This is a genomic window from Qipengyuania pacifica (assembly GCF_019711555.1).
Classification (GTDB): Bacteria; Pseudomonadota; Alphaproteobacteria; order Sphingomonadales; family Sphingomonadaceae; genus Qipengyuania; species Qipengyuania pacifica.
In genome coordinates, this window is record NZ_JAIGNQ010000002.1 from 191,378 (window position 1) to 207,418 (window position 16,041).

The 16,041-nt window shown below is 59.8% G+C and carries 17 protein-coding genes; 13 read left to right on the top strand and 4 right to left on the bottom strand.

Annotated elements, in window-relative coordinates; translation table 11 throughout:
* Positions 1 to 27: 27 nt before the first annotated feature.
* The 9 genes from K3177_RS06125 (at position 28) to K3177_RS06165 (ending at position 8,016) form a co-directional block, all read left to right on the top strand.
* Positions 28 to 669 (top strand): MOSC domain-containing protein, encoded by a 642-nt coding sequence (locus K3177_RS06125; RefSeq protein ID WP_221597582.1) that lies wholly within the window; start codon positions 28 to 30, stop codon positions 667 to 669.
* Between the two features lie 137 nt (positions 670 to 806).
* A complete protein-coding gene (locus tag K3177_RS06130) occupies positions 807 to 1,250 on the top strand; it encodes a glycine zipper 2TM domain-containing protein (protein WP_103023250.1) in 444 nt (147 codons plus the stop codon).
* A 103-nt stretch (positions 1,251 to 1,353) separates the two neighbouring features.
* Positions 1,354 to 2,124: an SDR family oxidoreductase gene (locus tag K3177_RS06135; RefSeq protein WP_221597583.1), complete on the top strand. Its 771-nt coding sequence runs from the start codon at positions 1,354 to 1,356 to the stop codon at positions 2,122 to 2,124.
* Entirely contained in the window at positions 2,121 to 2,786 is a 666-nt protein-coding gene (locus tag K3177_RS06140; RefSeq protein WP_221597584.1) for a cytochrome b/b6 domain-containing protein, read from the top strand. Before K3177_RS06135 ends, K3177_RS06140 begins: the two co-directional genes overlap by 4 nt.
* Entirely contained in the window at positions 2,783 to 3,523 is a 741-nt protein-coding gene (locus K3177_RS06145; RefSeq protein ID WP_221597585.1) for a molybdopterin-dependent oxidoreductase, read from the top strand. Before K3177_RS06140 ends, K3177_RS06145 begins: the two co-directional genes overlap by 4 nt.
* A gap of 110 nt (positions 3,524 to 3,633) precedes the next feature.
* Positions 3,634 to 4,929: an SAM-dependent methyltransferase gene (locus tag K3177_RS06150; RefSeq protein ID WP_221597586.1), complete on the top strand. Its 1,296-nt coding sequence runs from the start codon at positions 3,634 to 3,636 to the stop codon at positions 4,927 to 4,929.
* Between the two features lie 68 nt (positions 4,930 to 4,997).
* The gene (locus K3177_RS06155) at positions 4,998 to 5,261 is read left to right on the top strand and encodes a DksA/TraR family C4-type zinc finger protein (RefSeq protein ID WP_103023245.1); all 264 of its coding nucleotides are present in this window, start codon (positions 4,998 to 5,000) and stop codon (positions 5,259 to 5,261) included.
* Positions 5,262 to 5,380: 119 nt separating this feature from the next.
* Positions 5,381 to 6,595 carry an argininosuccinate synthase gene (locus tag K3177_RS06160; protein WP_221597587.1) on the top strand — a complete coding sequence of 405 codons (1,215 nt, stop codon included), beginning with the start codon at positions 5,381 to 5,383 and terminating at the stop codon, positions 6,593 to 6,595.
* An 899-nt stretch (positions 6,596 to 7,494) separates the two neighbouring features.
* Positions 7,495 to 8,016 carry a septal ring lytic transglycosylase RlpA family protein gene (locus K3177_RS06165; protein WP_221597588.1) on the top strand — a complete coding sequence of 174 codons (522 nt, stop codon included), beginning with the start codon at positions 7,495 to 7,497 and terminating at the stop codon, positions 8,014 to 8,016.
* Positions 8,017 to 8,038: 22 nt separating this feature from the next.
* Here K3177_RS06165 and K3177_RS15530 read toward each other — a convergent pair whose 3' ends face one another.
* The gene (locus K3177_RS15530) at positions 8,039 to 8,641 is read right to left on the bottom strand and encodes a helix-turn-helix domain-containing protein (protein ID WP_196846376.1); all 603 of its coding nucleotides are present in this window, start codon (positions 8,639 to 8,641) and stop codon (positions 8,039 to 8,041) included.
* Positions 8,642 to 8,804: 163 nt separating this feature from the next.
* On the opposite strand from K3177_RS15530, the gene K3177_RS06175 reads away from it, so the two are divergent.
* Positions 8,805 to 9,503, top strand: coding sequence for a helix-turn-helix transcriptional regulator (locus K3177_RS06175; protein WP_221597589.1), 699 nt, complete (start codon positions 8,805 to 8,807; stop codon positions 9,501 to 9,503).
* Positions 9,504 to 9,749: 246 nt separating this feature from the next.
* On the opposite strand, the gene K3177_RS06180 is transcribed toward K3177_RS06175, so the two are convergent.
* Positions 9,750 to 11,093: a hypothetical protein gene (locus K3177_RS06180; protein ID WP_221597590.1), complete on the bottom strand. Its 1,344-nt coding sequence runs from the start codon at positions 11,091 to 11,093 to the stop codon at positions 9,750 to 9,752.
* Between the two features lie 500 nt (positions 11,094 to 11,593).
* On the opposite strand from K3177_RS06180, the gene K3177_RS06185 reads away from it, so the two are divergent.
* Together K3177_RS06185 and K3177_RS06190 are read left to right on the top strand one after the other, a co-directional pair.
* Positions 11,594 to 12,862, top strand: a complete 1,269-nt coding sequence (locus K3177_RS06185; protein WP_221597591.1) for an AAA family ATPase — start codon at positions 11,594 to 11,596, stop codon at positions 12,860 to 12,862.
* 6 nt (positions 12,863 to 12,868) lie between these two features.
* Positions 12,869 to 13,705, top strand: coding sequence for a DUF4435 domain-containing protein (locus K3177_RS06190; protein WP_221597592.1), 837 nt, complete (start codon positions 12,869 to 12,871; stop codon positions 13,703 to 13,705).
* A gap of 312 nt (positions 13,706 to 14,017) precedes the next feature.
* Here K3177_RS06190 and K3177_RS06195 read toward each other — a convergent pair whose 3' ends face one another.
* Together K3177_RS06195 and K3177_RS06200 are read right to left on the bottom strand one after the other, a co-directional pair.
* On the bottom strand, positions 14,018 to 14,317 hold the full coding sequence (locus tag K3177_RS06195) for a TM2 domain-containing protein (RefSeq protein ID WP_221597593.1): 300 nt from the start codon (positions 14,315 to 14,317) through the stop codon (positions 14,018 to 14,020).
* 177 nt (positions 14,318 to 14,494) lie between these two features.
* Entirely contained in the window at positions 14,495 to 15,139 is a 645-nt protein-coding gene (locus tag K3177_RS06200; RefSeq protein WP_221597594.1) for a response regulator transcription factor, read from the bottom strand.
* 176 nt (positions 15,140 to 15,315) lie between these two features.
* On the opposite strand from K3177_RS06200, the gene K3177_RS06205 reads away from it, so the two are divergent.
* Positions 15,316 to 16,020 (top strand): helix-turn-helix transcriptional regulator, encoded by a 705-nt coding sequence (locus K3177_RS06205; RefSeq protein WP_221597595.1) that lies wholly within the window; start codon positions 15,316 to 15,318, stop codon positions 16,018 to 16,020.
* Positions 16,021 to 16,041 lie beyond the last annotated feature (21 nt).

Consider the following 16,041-nt stretch of genomic DNA (forward strand, 5'->3'; position numbering starts at 1 on the left):
ACCATCGGGACGGATGAGGGATTGCGCATGACGATTGTGGTCGAAGCCTTGTGCACGGGCCTGCCCCGGCCCTTCAACGGCGCAGAACTGAGCGCGATCGACAAGCGGCCTGCGCAGGGTCCGGTCATGATCCGCAGCTTCGGGCTCGAAGGGGACATGGTTGCCGACACCAGGCATCATGGCGGCCCCGATATGGCCGTGCATCACTATCCTCTCGACCACTATTACGCATGGGCTGAATGGCTCGGCGGTCACGATCTGCTGTCAGGTCCCTCCGCCTTCGGGGAGAACATCGAGGCTACGGGCCTCGTCGAAACCGACGTGCGCATCGGTGACCGTTTTCGTCTTGGCGAAGCCCTGCTGGAGGTCAGCCAACCCCGAAAACCATGCTGGAAGATCGAACATCGCTTCGGCCGGAAAGGCATGGTTGCGCATATTGTAAAGACGCACATCAGCGGCTGGTATTACCGCGTCATCGAAGAAGGCATCGCGCAGGCAGGCGATCGTCTGACGAAGGTCGATGAAGGCAAGACGGACTGGACCGTGGCACGCCTTTTCGCGGCGCTTTACGATCCAGCCTGCAAGCCAGCGCCAGACCAGCTCGAGGAGATTTGCATGCTCGAAAAGCTGAGCGAAGAGGTACGCCTTTCCTTGTCCCGAAAGCTCTGAAAACTAGCGGCTGGTCCTGTGTTTTGGCTCGGCTCATCGCGTTTTTGGCAGGACAACAGATCGTTCATCGGACGTTGTGGAGCCTCTGGCGATTTCGAGCGTCATCCACACACAAATCACGAATGAGGAGATTTCAGATGAACAGGATCGCCCTTGGTATCGCCGCAGGTTCGCTGGCAGCAATCGCCGCTCCAGCCGCCGCTGTCGAAATTGCACCCGCCCCTTTCACTTCGGCAAGCGCCTTGGTTGAAACGTCTGCCCCGACCACGACCGTGGCGGCCCTGCACGACCGTGACCGTCGTTATCGTGGCGGCCGTGGCCGGGTCTATGACGATCGCGGCCGTTACTACGAACCCCGCCGCATCAGCCGCCGTGACCGCATGTGGCGCGGCAATGACGGTCGCTATTATTGCAAGCGCGATAACGGCACTACCGGCCTCGTTATCGGTGCAGGCGTCGGCGCCCTTGCCGGCCACGAAATTGCCGGCCGCGGTGATCGTACCCTCGGCGCGATCCTCGGTGGTGTCGTCGGCGGCGTTGTCGGTCGCGAAATCGACAGGGGCAGCCTGAGCTGCCGCTAATCGTTGGATGTGATCGGGAAACCGGTCTCGCGGCGCGCCGCTACCGAACCATCGGTGGCGGCGCGCCTTTTCTTTGCCGGGCGTGCCGCTATGGTCGGCGGCGATGAGTGATGCCAGACCAGCAGTTCTCGTAACGGGAGGCGCGAAACGTATCGGCGCGGCGATCGCACGCGCATTCGGCCATGCTGGATGGCATGTGGTGATCCATTACGGAACCTCGCGGGAAGACGCCGCAGCGTTGGCGGACAGTCTCTTCTCGGCCGAAACGGTGCAGTGCGATCTCGAAGATGACGCGGCCACTGCGCAGATGATAACCGATCTGAGCGCCCGCCTGTCCGATTGGGCGGCACTGGTCAATTGCGCTGCCATTTTCGAAGCCGACGATGTAACCTTTCTCGATCCTGGCACGAATGCACGCACGATGCAGATCAATGCCCGCACACCCGCCCTCATGGCGCAGGCCTATCTGCGCTCGGCACGTGCAGTCGCCGGACGCCGCGTGATCCAGATTACCGATCAGAAGATCGCCAATCCCAACCCGGATTTCTTCAGCTACACGATGAGCAAGCACGCGCTGGCATCGACGGTCCCGATGCTGGCCATGGGCGCCGCCAGACCGGACGACCGGGTTTATGCCCTCGCCCCCGGCGCGATTCTTGCCAGTCACGATCAGCGCGAAGAGGAAACCGAAATCTCCCACCGCATGAACCTGCTGAAGCGCAAGACGGGCCAGGACGAGGTGGCGCAGGCCGCCCTTTTCCTCGCGCAAGGCCATCTCGCCAGCGGACAGACGCTATATTGCGACAGCGGGCAGCACCTGCTCTCTCAGCCACGCGACGTAATCTACCTCGCCCGAGAGGAACGGCACGCATGAAAAGACACGCCCTCAGCACGCGGCTCTGGCATTGGCTCAATCTGCTGTGTGTGGTCGTCCTGTTCATGTCGGGACTGACGATCTCGAACGCGCATCGTCGGCTGTACTGGGGCGACTGGGGCTTCGAAGCCAGTCAGGCATGGCTTATGGTGCCGCGCTTTCCCGACTGGATGACGATACCGGGGTATTACAGCCTGGCCGTTGCGCGGGACTGGCACATTCTGATGGCATGGCCTTTCGCATTGGGGCTGCTGTTCATGTGGATCGCGATGATGGTCAATCGCCATTTCAAACGCGATATCGTGACGAGACGCAGGGAATGGCGACCTTCCGCAATCTGGCGCGATGTCGTCGAACATCTCAAGCTCAATTTCGATCATCACGAAGGGAAGTACAATTTCCTCCAGAAACTCGCCTATGGCCTCGTGCTGGGTGTGTTTCTGCCGATGATGATCTTCACCGGCATCTCCATCAGCCCCGGTATGGAGCCGACCTTTGGATGGCTGGTAGACCTTCTGGGTGGACGACAGTCGGCCCGCAGCCTGCACTTCATCTTCGCTTTCGCGATCGCCGGGTTTTTTATCGTGCACGTTCTGCTGGTCATTCTCTCCGGACCCATCGGCCAGATGCGAGACATGATTACGGGAGGGCGCACGGCATGAAGCGTCGCAATTTCCTCGTCGCTGCGGGCGCGGCTCTGGTCGCCGGTTGTAACCGGATAGCCGAAACGAATGCGGGCAAGGCGGTTCTGGACGCCGCCGACAGTTGGCACAAGAATGCCCAGCGCCTGCTGACGAGCCGCGATGCTCTCGCTCCGGAATATCCGGCCAGCGCCATCTCGCCCTTCTTTCGCGGCAATGGCTCGACAGATCCGCAAAACGGCGACTATCCCCGTCATGTCGAGGAAGGCTTTGCCAACTGGCGCCTCGAAGTGACCGGGCTGGTCGCAAATCCGCTCAGCCTGAGCCTTGAGAACATCCGCAAGCTTCCCCAGCGCACCCAGATCACCCGCCACGATTGCGTGGAGGGCTGGAGCGCGATCGGCCAGTGGACCGGGCCGCAACTTTCTGTGCTGCTCGACGCTGCCGAATTGCGCGACGATGCCAGGTTCGTGATCTTTCGCTGCGCCGATAATCTGAACGGCGGCGATTATTACGAAAGCGTCGATTTGATCGATGCCTACCACCCGCAAACCATCATTGCTCATTCGCTGAACGGTCAGGCCCTTCCGGTGCGCAACGGAGCCCCGCTCAGGATGAGGATCGAACGGCAGCTCGGTTACAAGCACGCGAAATATCTCACGGGGATCGAAGCCGTCGCCAGTCTCGATGATGTGGGCCTCGGCAAAGGCGGTTACTGGGAAGACCACGCCGGATACCAGTGGTATGCAGGCATCTGATCGACCTTGGCATTGCTGCCCCTTCCTGCTCCGCGATCCCGCTTCGATTGACTTGCCCTCCCCCGGTGCCCCACAGACGCCTTTAATTCAGACAAGGGAGATCGCCTCAGATGTGGCTGCTCGATAAATTTTTGAAAGCCGCGATCAAGCAGGGCCGGATGGTCGTAACCGATTACGATGGCGCGACCTATGAGTACGGTTCCGCTTCAAAAGGCGAGCCCCCCCTGCACATCCGCCTGACCGACAAGAAAGCAGCCAATCACATCGCCCGCTACCCGCAGGTCGGCGCGGGCGAAGCTTTCATGTGGGGATGGCTTCATGTCGAAGAGCCGCACGATATTCGCGACCTCGTCCTCTTCGTGACCAAGAATGCCAAAGGTGATGGCGAACGGGCGCTGAAACCGCAGGGACCGCTGCGCAAGGCTGCCCAGAAACTGCTCGCGACAGTCGACAGCCTCAATCCGCGCGACAAGGCGCGCAAGAACGCCGAACACACGTACAATCTCACTCGTGAGCTTTACGAGCGCTTCCTCGACGAGGACCGTCAGTACACCATGGCCTATTACCGTGGCGATCCGGCCACGACCTCGCTCGAGAAGGCACAGCTCGACAAGAAGGCGCATCTAGCCGCCAAGATGTACGTGCAGCCGGGCCAGCGAATTCTCGATATCGGGTGCGGCTGGGGTGGGTTCGCGCTCTACCTCGCACGCCATTACGATGTGGAAGTCACCGGCGTCGCTCTCGCGCCAGACCAGATCGCTTTCTGCCAGGAGCGGGCTGAGGAAGCTGGCCTGGCCGACCGTGTGCGTTTCGAATTGATGGATTATCGTGACGTTACCGGAAGCTTCGACCGGATCAGTTCGGTCGGCCTTCTCGAACATGTCGGCACGCCGCATTACCCGCAGTTCTTCGAACACACCGCACGTCTGCTGGCGCCCAAGGGCGTCATGATGAGCCACTGCTGTGGCCGCGCAGGCCCTCCCGGATTTACCGACAAATGGACGCGCAAGTACATCTTCCCCGGCGGTTACATTCCGGCCCTCTCCGAACTCGTGAGCCAGAGCGAGAAATTCGGCTGGGAGGTAACGGACGTCGAAGCGATGCGCTTCCATTACAGTCACACTCTGGAAGAATGGTACAACCGCACCGTCCTTCACGAAAAAGAGATCGTCGAACTGTACGACGAACGCTTCTATCGCATGTGGTTATTCTATTTGGCTGGGGCAGAGCAGAGCTTTCGGCACGGCAATATGGTCAATTGGCAAATCCAGTATGTGAAGGATCGCGAAGCCATTCCGATGACCCGCGAATATCTGGAAGCGGAAAGCGCACGGCTCCGGGCCGCCGACGAGGGCAATGTGCCACAATGGCATCTCGATCCGGCTTTGCGCGAAGCTGCCGAGTAATACGCCTGCCTCCCCTGATTTGATTATCTCGTTTTCTTTCCTACCTTTGTAAGAGAAGGAGAGCTTTCATGGCAGGCGGTTGGGCGCGCGATGGCGCCGTACAGGACCAGATCGACGACACCGTGTCCGACGCGGTGAGCGCAGCACGTGCACGTCTGCCGGTAGGCGAAAGCGAGCGGTGGTGCGTTGAATGTGGGGAGGAGATTCCCGAGAAACGCCGCGAAGCCCTACCCGGCGTCAAGCGGTGCGTTGCCTGCCAGTCTGGCCGTGATGCGAACGCGCGCAGTTCGGGCATCAACCGCCGGGGAAGCAAGGACAGTCAATTGCGCTGATGCTGGCGCACGCCCATGAAGCGTGTGAGCATTTCAGCTTTAGACGGGCAAAGCGTGAAACGATTGCCTAGCGCCCCCTCCCCCTGCTAGCGGCGCGCGCGTAACAGCAAGGTGCCCCCATGTCCGATATCAAACGCGTCGTCCTCGCCTACTCCGGTGGTCTGGATACTTCCGTCATCGCCAAATGGCTCGAGGTAGAGCGCGGACTGGAAGTGGTCACCTTTACTGCAGACCTTGGTCAGGGTGAGGAAATCGAGCCTGCGCGTGAAAAAGCACGCGCGATGGGTATTCCGGACCAGCATATTTTCATCGAAGATCTGCGTGAAGAGTTCGTGCGTGATTTCGTCTTTCCGATGATGCGGGCAAATGCCCGCTACGAAGGCGACTATCTGCTCGGTACGAGCATCGCCCGCCCGCTCATCTCGAAGCGCCTCGTTGAAATTGCTCATGAAACCGGCGCGGACGCAATCGCCCACGGGGCGACCGGCAAGGGCAACGACCAGGTCCGGTTCGAACTCTCGGCCTACGCGCTTGATCCTGACATCAAGGTCATCGCTCCTTGGCGCGAATGGGACCTCACGAGCCGGACCGCGCTGATCGCATGGGCGGAAGCGCACCAGATCGCCGTGCCCAAGGACAAGCGCGGTGAAAGCCCATTTTCGACCGACGCGAACCTTCTTCATACCTCGTCTGAAGGCAAAGTGCTCGAGGATCCGTGGGAGGAAACCCCGGATTATGTCTACTCGCGCACCGACCATCCGGAAGATGCGCCCGATACGCCCGAATACATCACTATAGACTTTGAAAAAGGCGATGGCACCGCCTTGAACGGCGAGGCGATGAGCCCTGCAACGCTGCTCGCAGCGCTCAACGATCTGGGCCGCAAACATGGCATCGGCCGCCTCGATCTGGTTGAGAACCGTTTTGTCGGGATGAAGAGCCGGGGAATGTACGAAACGCCCGGCGGAGAGATCTATGCCCGGGCCCACCGCGGCATCGAGCAGATCACGCTCGACCGGGGCGCCGCACATCTCAAGGACGAGCTGATGCCGCGCTATGCCGAACTGGTCTACAATGGCCTCTGGTTCAGCCCTGAGCGTGAAATGCTGCAGGCCGCAGTGGACCTCAGTCAGGAAAAGGTATCGGGCACCGTTCGCCTGAAGCTCTACAAGGGCAATGCGATGGTCGTCGGGCGCAAATCGGCCAACTCGCTTTATTCCGAAGCCCATGTGACCTTCGAAGATGACGCGGGCGCGTATGACCAGAAAGACGCCGAAGGCTTCATCAAGCTCAATGCTCTGCGTCTTCGCCTTCTCGCAAAACGCGATCGGTAATTACGCTAACAAGAGCTCAAGGCAGTGTAATATTACGCCGCCACACCCTCTGACATTATGATTTTGCGATAAAGCGATTGGTTATCCACCTTCCTCCACAAGCAAATCTGGGGAAAGTGGATAACTCGCGCCTTGCGCGCTGGACGAATCGCTACATCGGGAGCAGCTTCAGGTCATCGGAACGGCACGGACATTCGACGAAATTGAGAGCCTAACGGCTTGAAATTACGGAGAATATCCAAACCGGAAAGACATGGAAGAAGCTGTCCATGTGTTTCCAGAGACTGACGTGCTGAAGACTTCGGTCTGACGCAAGTGGGTCGATGACGGAGCGCAGAAAACTTCTTTTATGGATCGGGCCAACCGGTCGTCTGCTGATGAAGCATCTGAAGAAAAGGTCTTCGGACCGGATCCATGATGCTGATGAAAGCGAATGACCATTATGGGAAGCGCGATCTCGGTGCCGCCCATCGCTGGCCAGCCTGGGACAGAAGCGAGGGTCTTCGGATCTGGCGCACTCGACCGGGTAGGCCGCCGGACGGAACCGGATGCCGGTGCGAGCGCCGGTGACAGAACCGGACGAACATCTTCGGATGCTCAGAAGGGAAAACATCGGATGCCAAGTTCTCGTCTTCGGACATGACCACGCATCGGTGAGAGTGGGGTCGGCAGCAATGCCGGCCCCACTTGCTTTGCCGCGACCGGACAACGGAGCGGGAATCATAGAACCAGCTTTGGTATCCCGCGCCCCAATCAGCCACGAAATACGGTAGGAAAGCGCGTCGTCGTTCCCGATCTACGATGAACTGTGGCACGAATGGGGCAGTTGGCTGCCGTGTTAAGGACTCCTGCGAAAGGCTCCCGTATAGACGCCGGAACCGAACGGGAGGTCCAGAATTATGGCCAATCGCGCGCTTCGCAGCATAGTACTTCTTGCAGCCCTTGCGCTGCCCGCAACCGCGGCTCAGCCGCGTGAGAACGCCAACACCGCGACCGCGAGTGCCGCGTTCGACGCCAATCTGGTCGCGCGCACGGCGCTTCCGACTGCGCCGGCACCGGCGGCCAATGCCATCGACCTGTCGCATATCGATCCACCCGTCGATGCATCGCCTGTCGCTACGTCGATCGGGGGTGGGGTTGCTTCCTATTACGGCCGACGCTTCCATGGCCGGCCCACCGCCAGTGGCGAAAAGTTCGACATGAACGCGATGACGGCAGCGCATCGGACGCTTCCATTCGGCAGCCTGGTCGAAGTAACGAACCCGCGTAACGGGAAAACGGTGACGGTCCGCATCAACGACCGGGGGCCCTTCCATGGTGGCAGGGTCATCGATGTGAGCCGCGCTGCGGCGACGGAACTCGGGCTGATCGGCCCGGGAAGCGGAACCGTGGAACTCGCCGTTCTGGATTCAGCGGCGTAACAGCCCTTCCCCGCCCGGCGGATCAGCTGGGCGTCGACAATTCCGATTCAACCACAAGCCGGACCAGCCCCGCCATATTCCGCGCGTCGAGTTTGGCGAGGATATTGCCGCGGTGCACCTCGATGGTGCGCGGGCTGATGCCGAGCGGTTCGGCCATTTCCTTGGTCGACAGCCCCTGCGAGATGCCTTCCGCGATTTCGCGTTCGCGATCGGTGAGGACCGCGAGCATGCGCCGGGCGCGAGCGGCGACCTGCGCGGCTTCCGAGCGGAGCGGAATACGTTTTTCGAGCGCTTCGAAGCTGCGCCAGAATTCGATCCCGTCGGTGGGCCACTGGACATAGCCGACGCAGGGGCCGTTGGTGAGTTCTAGGACGCGGCTCATCTGCGGGGTCCGGCCGTAGGCCACCAGGGGAAAACTTTCGAGTTCACGGTCGAGCACATCGGCCGCGGCTTCGACCTGATCGCCATCGTCGCCGACGAAGACCCAGGCATCCTTGGGACGCTGCGTACCAAGCTCTTCCATGCGGTCGAGGGGGATTACGTAACCCTTGCGGGAGAGATTGTGAGCGAGCTGATTGCGACAAGAAAAGTCGCGGTCCACCACGATGAATTGTCTGTCTTGCACGTTTTCGACCCTGTTTTTTATGCCACCATGAACTTTCCGTTCATAATGATTAACTACGTGTAACTGATTAGGTGCCAAGATTGCGAGACATTGTGCAGTATGACATGATATTGGATGTCATTCGAATCAATGTCATCCGCTTGACGGACATAGGGGTCTGCGCGTGATCGAGCTGCTCAAACGGATCAAAGCGTGCGCCGACCGGGATTCGCTGCTCGACATGCTCGGGGCCCATTTCCGCGAACAGGGGTTCGAGGGGTTCGGGTACATGGTGCCGTCGACGGAGGAGCCGGGCGCCATGGTTTTCGAATTGCGCGGCCTGCCGGAGGCGTGGCGGAACATCTATCGCGACGAGGGGCTGAGCAAGTCCGACCCCTTCCCCCAGTATGTGGCGCGGCACCGGCACCCGATCCAGCTGAGCGACGTGTGGAAGAGCGGGACGCTGACGCCGGCGGAACGCGAGTTCGTGGGCCGCGCGCGCGCGGGCGGAATTACCGACGGCTTCCTGATCCCCACATTCGGATCGCACCAGCAGATGGGCATTTTCGCGCTGGGTCAGGTGACAAGCCCCGAAGTGCTGCAGCGCGCCGATATCGACGAATTGCAGGCGATCATGCAGGCGGCGCATACGCAGCTGGACCGGATCAACCAGCAGGGCGTGTTTCCCAGGCTGGCACCGCGCGAGGTGGAGATCCTGCACTGGATCGCGCACGGCAAGACCAATTCGGAGATCGCATCGATCCTCAACATCGGCCTGCCCACCGTATCGACCTATATCCAGCGGCTGTTCGCCAAGCTGGAGGTGAACGACCGCTCCGCCGCGGCGGTCAAGGGCGTGAAGTTCGGCATCATCTCGGTCTGAGCGAACCAGCGCACCGGCCCTGCCTGCCTGCTTACGCGATCATGAGGGGGAGTGGGAGGAGCCGGCCGCGGGGTTCGTGAGGGAGGGGAGGGATCATCTCGCCCCGCAGCCGGGTCCATCACCCACCCAATGCCCCGCCCGCCAGCGCTATCCCGCCCCTGCGACGAAACGTGCTGCGGTTGCGAGATGCGGAAGGGGTTCATCTGCGGGCAAGGCCGGAGCCGCCGCAAGCCCCTCGCCAGCGCCCTACCTCGGGCCTGATCCCCCGCCCGTGTGCTTCTCGTCCTGATCCTCGATAGGTGCCCAGTCGCCGAACTCGTTCTTCGCATAGGCGACGAAGTCCACGCCGTAGCGCCACCAGTCCTCGTCCCCCGCCTCGAAGGCGGCAATCTGGCATTCCTCGATCTGCGCAGGATCGCCGCCCAGCTCGTCCGGCTCGGGCGCATCGAGGGGGCGCTGGTCCTCCATCTCGTTGAGCAGCCGCGCGACGGGCGGGTAATGCGGGCAGGCGCGGCAGGAGGGCCAGCGCGGCTCGCCGCAACACGGCCCCTCCCCCTTCGCGCTCAGCACGGGTTCGAAGCCGTCCTTGCCCATGCGGTAATGCGGCCTGCCGCCATCGGTGCCATTGCGCGCGGCGATGCAGTCGCAGGGCGGTTCGTCGGGATGGCGTTCCTCGCGGGGTGGCGCGGCATCCTCCGCTGCAGACATGGACCGGGTGTTACACTGTCCAGGCGATAAAATTTCCGGGGTGCCGGGGGTGTGGTTTGCGCCATGCCCTGCGACCGGCTCGGGGCGAGCGGAGGGTTCAGGACCGGCGGCGGTGGGCTTGGCCCCCTCGCCCACATCAACGTCGATCGGCTCGCCTGCGCGCATACGGTGCAGCAGGCCGTCGAAGTCCTCCGCCAGCGCCTCTATCCGCGCGTCGGTGCGCATGCGGTCGAGGCGGCCGAGATGGGCGAGCAGCAGCCGGTCGCTGACGCGCCGCCGCGTGCCGACGATCTCGCCGTGATACCAGACCTCCTCCTCCACCCCGGACATGGCGTAATCGGCCAGCAGCGCCTCTGCCTGCCCGCGCGCGATCACCATGGCCGCATCCCAGGCGCGCCCGAAGGGGGCGCTGGAGCGGCGCGCGCGATAGACGCTCTGGTGCGAAATTTTCACCCGCCGCGCGGCGGAGCGCACGCTGCCGCTGACCGCCAGCGCTTCGAGAAAGGCGATGCGCAGGTCGAGCGTGAACTGCGTCTGCGGGGCGCGCGTCTCGTCGCCGGGCAGATCCTCGACCAGCGCGGGGAAACCGGCAGGCGAACGAAATGCGGCGGGCGCGGGACCGGGCGACGTCGCGGCGGCAGGGGTCAGGTCGGCAGGGGCAGGCGCGGGTTCTGCGCAGGGTTCGGGCGGAGCGCCCTGCCCTTCCCCCCGCCGGCGCAGCGCCGCGCCGATGCGGGCGCGCGGTTCGGCGGGGTCTTCCGGTGTGGGAGCGGCTGGCGGTTTGGCGGCTTTGGCACGCGTTTCGGCGCGCCTGGCGGTCTCGGCCTCCGCCAGTTCGGCGGCGGAGATGAAACGACCCTGACGGGCGGGCATGAAGGACATGGGTTCACCTTGCGAAAGTGGAAGGGAACCGGTCCAGCTATAGAGATAATCGCGTGTAGGACAGCGCCTTTTGCGCGCGCGGCGGCGCGCCTAGCTGCCGGAGCGACGGTGGCGGATAATCCACTCGCCCAGAAGCCACGCGCTGACGAACGCCGTCACGACGAGAAGGGGTATAAAGACTTGGGTGGGCATGCGACCGCTCCACTACGCTAGGCGGGAGCAATGCCGAAGCTTCTCTCAGTCACCGAAAGGCCCGTGATCGGTCCGGCGATGGAGGCTGTATAGCAGGTTTTGGCGTTGTGGCCATTAATGCGTGACTAGGGGATGTAGCGGGGGGTGATGCGGTGAATTTGTTCAAACAAAGATGAATATGTTCGATCACACCATCGCCATTAGTTCGATGCTCGACGCACACGTTCTTCGCGGACGGAACCGTTAGCGAGCAAGAATTTTCTTGCTCTTTTGCACTTTATAAACTCCTATCCGCGATCGGAGGGTTCATGGCAGAAACTGGTAATTCAATACGGGTAAAAGGGCCGAAGGTGGACCCAATCCATCTTCATTCTTTTGAAATTCAAGGGCTTTTTGGTTACTTGGATCACGGAATAAAATTCCCAAGAATTGACCCCGAAAATCGCCGACCCGAACTTTGTATCTTAGAAGGCCAGAATGGCACCGGTAAGACCACGATTATGCAAATAATCGCTTCGGCCCTTACGGATTTGACTTTCGACAAGCTTCGAGAGGTTCCTTTCAATTATGTGGCAATTAATTTTAGTGACGGCGACACCCTTGGAATTGAACATCGAGAAGATCCAAACTTTCCCCTGCAAGTAACTTTTGGCGAACACAGTGTTTCGCTGTATAAAAGTCGTGATAATCCTAACTATGATCGACAGCAGCGATTGGCAATTGATGAGTTCCGCCAATTTGCGATGCCAAAGTTGGAAACAATTAATTTTGAGCTTCTTACCATCGAGAGGACACTCGACTTATTGCGGCAGCGAGAAGAGCCAAAGTTGCAATACGGACAAGCCTTTCGAACACGTAAAGAACGCAAACCCTTGGCTTTTAGAGTAAAGGAATTTCTGAAAGACGCTCAAGTTGACTACCGAAGGTTTTTTCAAACAAGCCAATTCGATCTATTTCCGCACATTTTTAACCGATTTGCCAATCCTCAAACGGAAGTCACGATTTCCGAGATCCGTTCGCGGACGGAAAGGCTCCTAGAAGAGAATGAAAAGGTCGAGCGTTTTGGATTACAAACTGATCTTCACGAGATACGTGCACTACAATCAGTTCTGAATGATACTCGGCTTGAGGAAGACACTCATGCGTTTTCGCTTGTGGAAAGCTACGTTGAAATCCACGAGAATAGGCAGCGAAGCCGAGAGCTCATTCTAAGCCGCATAAATCAATTCGAACGACTAATGGATGATTTCTTGGTCGGCAAAATCGTTAGAGTGTCGACAGATTACGGTCTGGAAATCAGATCCGAGACCGGCATTCTCTCAGAGTATGACCTTTCGTCGGGTGAATATCATTTTCTTTATATGATGGTTTCAGCATTACTTTGCCAAAGAGAAGGCACCGTCTTAGCTATCGATGAACCCGAATTGTCGCTCCATGTGAGCTGGCAGCGCCGCCTAGTCGCTGCCTTATCTCATTGCGCTAGCGGTGCGTCACCTATGTTCTTTTTTAGTACCCACTCAACTGCCATCTCTGCTGAACACTCTTATGCTGTTCAGACTTTGTCGCCGATTGAGTAACTTTCGATGTCTAAATATACAGTCGCAGAATTCTTTTATCGTTTTCGTACGCAAGAACCAGATGTAAATGTTCTAATCGTCGAAGGTCCTGGAGACACGAAGTTTTGGTCCTTGCTCGCACCGTCGGAGGTTAGAAACAATTCCACCATAATGGCTGTAGATGCGGTTGAGGTGACAGGTCCAAACAACAATGGAAGTAAAGAGCGGGCCCTAGAGTTAGCCAGACTCTTGGTCGGAACAGACCTTTCGGATCGAGTAAAAATTTTCGTCGACGCCGACAATGATCACATTCTAGCGACTGAGCATTTTCAACATGTTCTGATCACAGATTACCGGGATATCGAGGGTTACGTTACCACGGCCGCTGATTTGCAGATTATCGTACAAGCGTCCGGTTGCTCAGACGAAAAGTTAGATGAAGTGATAAATGCTGCGCTATCATTTGGTAAAATCGTGGGATTATTTCGAGCGGCAAATGATGATTCCGGCGCTGGTCTGAGAATTACTAAGACTATCGAGAGAAATCCGCGACGGTACTTCCAATACAAGGATAACGCGCCATTTTTTGATCGAGACAGATTATTGGCATCACTGCTGGGAGGCGGTGCTGGTCAGGGAAGAGTCGATGCTTTCCGTGCGAAACTTCAACAATTAGAAGAGCACCACGTTGCTACTGATCCTCGTCTTTGCGTGCGCGGAAAAGATATTGGTATCATTACGGCCGCCCTTATTCGTGGCGATCGTGCTTCCGTGGACAGTTCGCTGAGGACCTGCCTTTTGTGCAACTGCACAACAAAGTTGGAAGAGGCCAATTTGAGAGAAGCTTATCAACACGTAGTATAATCTCGCACTACGCACGACCTCGCTAAATAGGGCGTCGCTTGTGCGCTTCCTTTTACCGTTTCAGCTTTGGCTTGAGGTTTTGCCCGGTAGTCGCGAGCACCTCGGGCGCGCCCTGCGCGAAACCCTCCCCGCCCCCACGCCGCAGATGCACGCTGACGGGCGTGTGCGAACGGGGGAAGCGGGACTGTATTAGAGAAGCGCTCCACATTCGGGCGACGAAGCTACGATTATATCAAGTAATCTTTGCTGCAGTCGCCCCATCTCGGTACCCTAACGGCCCGAGACTGATCACCTACATGGCAACGGAATGCCTCAGCGCGAAAACTTGTCCGCTAGAGACATGTTCTCATTTCTCGCCAAGCCGGGGATAAGAAATAGGTCAACAATGATCCAAATTCCCAAGGGAATCCATGCTATGAATAGCGTGGCCCAGCCCAGCAGCCATAGAACAAGCTGAACAGCGCCGGTGCCAGTGCGCCCCAGATAGAAACGGTGCGCTCCAAACCCACCAAGAAAAATGCAGAGTAGATAGGCTACGCCAGTCGACTTGCGGTTCGCATCGTACATCATGTGTGCGCGTGCGTTCGCCAAGGTATCGCTATCAGTTGTCATAGTCCCCCCAAATTCTACTCGTCAGAATGACGTTGGAAGTTCTTCTAAAAGAAGCAGAATTATGAAGATCTTGTGAAGAGGCTTATGGGAAGGTTGTGCCTATCGCAGAGGGTGCGTTGGACCAGAGGTCGATAATTCAATTGGCAGGCGGCATATATATGCCTCGCGCCTGCCCCATCACCCCTCCACGCCCGCAAGCCGCGCATACCGCAGGTCTTCCGCGTCGAGTTCCGGCAGCTTCTCCGCCAGTAACCGCACCGCCTCCACCGCGTTGCGCACGTCCAGCTTCGTGAAGATGTTCGCCCGGTAGGTTTCCACCGTGCGCGGGCTGAGTCCGAGATCGCGCGCGATCTCCTTGCCCGTGCAGCCGTTGAAGATGCCGGCCAACACCTCCTGTTCGCGCGGAGTCAGCACCTCCACCAGCGCGCGGCTGCGGGCGTAGGCCTGGTTGCGGCGAAAGATCTCCTCCGCCTTGTCCGCGCCGAGCGCCAGCGTGCGGCACAGCCGGTCGTGCGCGCAGGGCCAGTCGAGATAGCCGACGGCGCCGTAGCTGTGCAGCGCCTCCACCACCCGTTCGATCGACGGGGCGCTGCTGTAGGGGATCAGCGGAAAGCGCATGCCGCCGCGTTCCAGCCATGCGTGCAGTTCGCCAAGCCGGTCCCCTTCGTCATGCACGAAGATCTGGCAGCGGGCGGGCCATAGCTCTGCAATCTCGCGCGGGTCGGCAGCCGAATGTGACAGGCCCAGCCCGGCGAGCGCGCAGGCGAGATCGCGCTGGCGGGTGAAATCGGGGTCGACGATGATGAACTTGGGCTGCGCCACGATGCTGTCCGGTCCTTGCCGGAGGGGTGTGTTCCGGGGGGCCGCATGTGCGGAACAGGGAACGAACGCGCCAGTCACGTGATTGAGGGACATGGGATTGAAGGAACGCTGCAGTAAGCAGCGCAGCATGACTGTCGGTTCGCGAAACGAAATATCACCAAGGAGGTGGTTGCGTAATGCCCGGCAGTGAAATCTTTCGTCAGATCGACGAGGCCGCAACGCGCGACGAGGTGCTGGATGTGCTGGCCGAATTCTATCGCGCGCGGGGCTTCCGATCGTTCTGCTTCGTCATTCCCATGGTCACCAAGCCCGACCAGTTCCGCCTGTACGAGCGCGGCATGCCGCCCGAGTGGATGCGGCGCTATCTGGAGCGCGATTTCGACCTGATCGACCCTGTGTCCACCGCGGCGACGACCCGCAACGAGGTGGGTACGCTGGGCGAATTGCTGAAGCAGCTGACGGTGAACGACGTGGGGCGCCTGTTCGTGGAAGAAGCGACGCGGATGGGCCTGACCGACGGGCTGGCGATCCCGACATCGGGCCTGCGCCATGCGCGCGGGTTCTTCGGCGTGGACAATGTGGCGGCGGAGGACCTGGCGAAGGTCGACCGGTCGCTGATGTGCGCGGTGGCGCAGCACGCCCATCTGCGGATCGACCGGATCGAGGAGGAACACGGCGCCGGGATCGACGGGCTGTCCCCGCGCGAGGCGGAAATCCTCAACTGGGTGGCGGCGGGCAAGTCCAACCCGGAAACCGCGATGATCCTGGGCATCAGCGAGGCGACCGTGGGCACGCATCTGAAGCGCCTGTTCACCAAGCTGGGCGTGCACGACCGGGTTTCGGCCGTGCTGGCCGGGTTCAAGCTGGGGATGCTGCGCTGAAGCGGCAGCGGCGGGGCGCGA

Bases quoted from the DNA above. Each gene is read 5' to 3' on its own strand.
- K3177_RS06155 (WP_103023245.1), top strand. From the start codon at position 4,998: ATGGCAGGCGGTTGGGCGCGCGATGGCGCCGTACAGGACCAGATCGAC.
- K3177_RS06130 (WP_103023250.1), top strand. From the start codon at position 807: ATGAACAGGATCGCCCTTGGTATCGCCGCAGGTTCGCTGGCAGCAATC.
- K3177_RS06205 (WP_221597595.1), top strand. From the start codon at position 15,316: ATGCCCGGCAGTGAAATCTTTCGTCAGATCGACGAGGCCGCAACGCGC.
- K3177_RS06190 (WP_221597592.1), top strand. From the start codon at position 12,869: ATGTCTAAATATACAGTCGCAGAATTCTTTTATCGTTTTCGTACGCAA.
- K3177_RS06180 (WP_221597590.1), bottom strand. From the start codon at position 11,093: ATGTCCTTCATGCCCGCCCGTCAGGGTCGTTTCATCTCCGCCGCCGAA.
- K3177_RS06150 (WP_221597586.1), top strand. From the start codon at position 3,634: ATGTGGCTGCTCGATAAATTTTTGAAAGCCGCGATCAAGCAGGGCCGG.
- K3177_RS06135 (WP_221597583.1), top strand. From the start codon at position 1,354: ATGAGTGATGCCAGACCAGCAGTTCTCGTAACGGGAGGCGCGAAACGT.
- K3177_RS06140 (WP_221597584.1), top strand. From the start codon at position 2,121: ATGAAAAGACACGCCCTCAGCACGCGGCTCTGGCATTGGCTCAATCTG.
- K3177_RS06165 (WP_221597588.1), top strand. From the start codon at position 7,495: ATGGCCAATCGCGCGCTTCGCAGCATAGTACTTCTTGCAGCCCTTGCG.
- K3177_RS06160 (WP_221597587.1), top strand. From the start codon at position 5,381: ATGTCCGATATCAAACGCGTCGTCCTCGCCTACTCCGGTGGTCTGGAT.
- K3177_RS06185 (WP_221597591.1), top strand. From the start codon at position 11,594: ATGGCAGAAACTGGTAATTCAATACGGGTAAAAGGGCCGAAGGTGGAC.
- K3177_RS06195 (WP_221597593.1), bottom strand. From the start codon at position 14,317: ATGACAACTGATAGCGATACCTTGGCGAACGCACGCGCACACATGATG.
- K3177_RS06145 (WP_221597585.1), top strand. From the start codon at position 2,783: ATGAAGCGTCGCAATTTCCTCGTCGCTGCGGGCGCGGCTCTGGTCGCC.
- K3177_RS06125 (WP_221597582.1), top strand. From the start codon at position 28: ATGACGATTGTGGTCGAAGCCTTGTGCACGGGCCTGCCCCGGCCCTTC.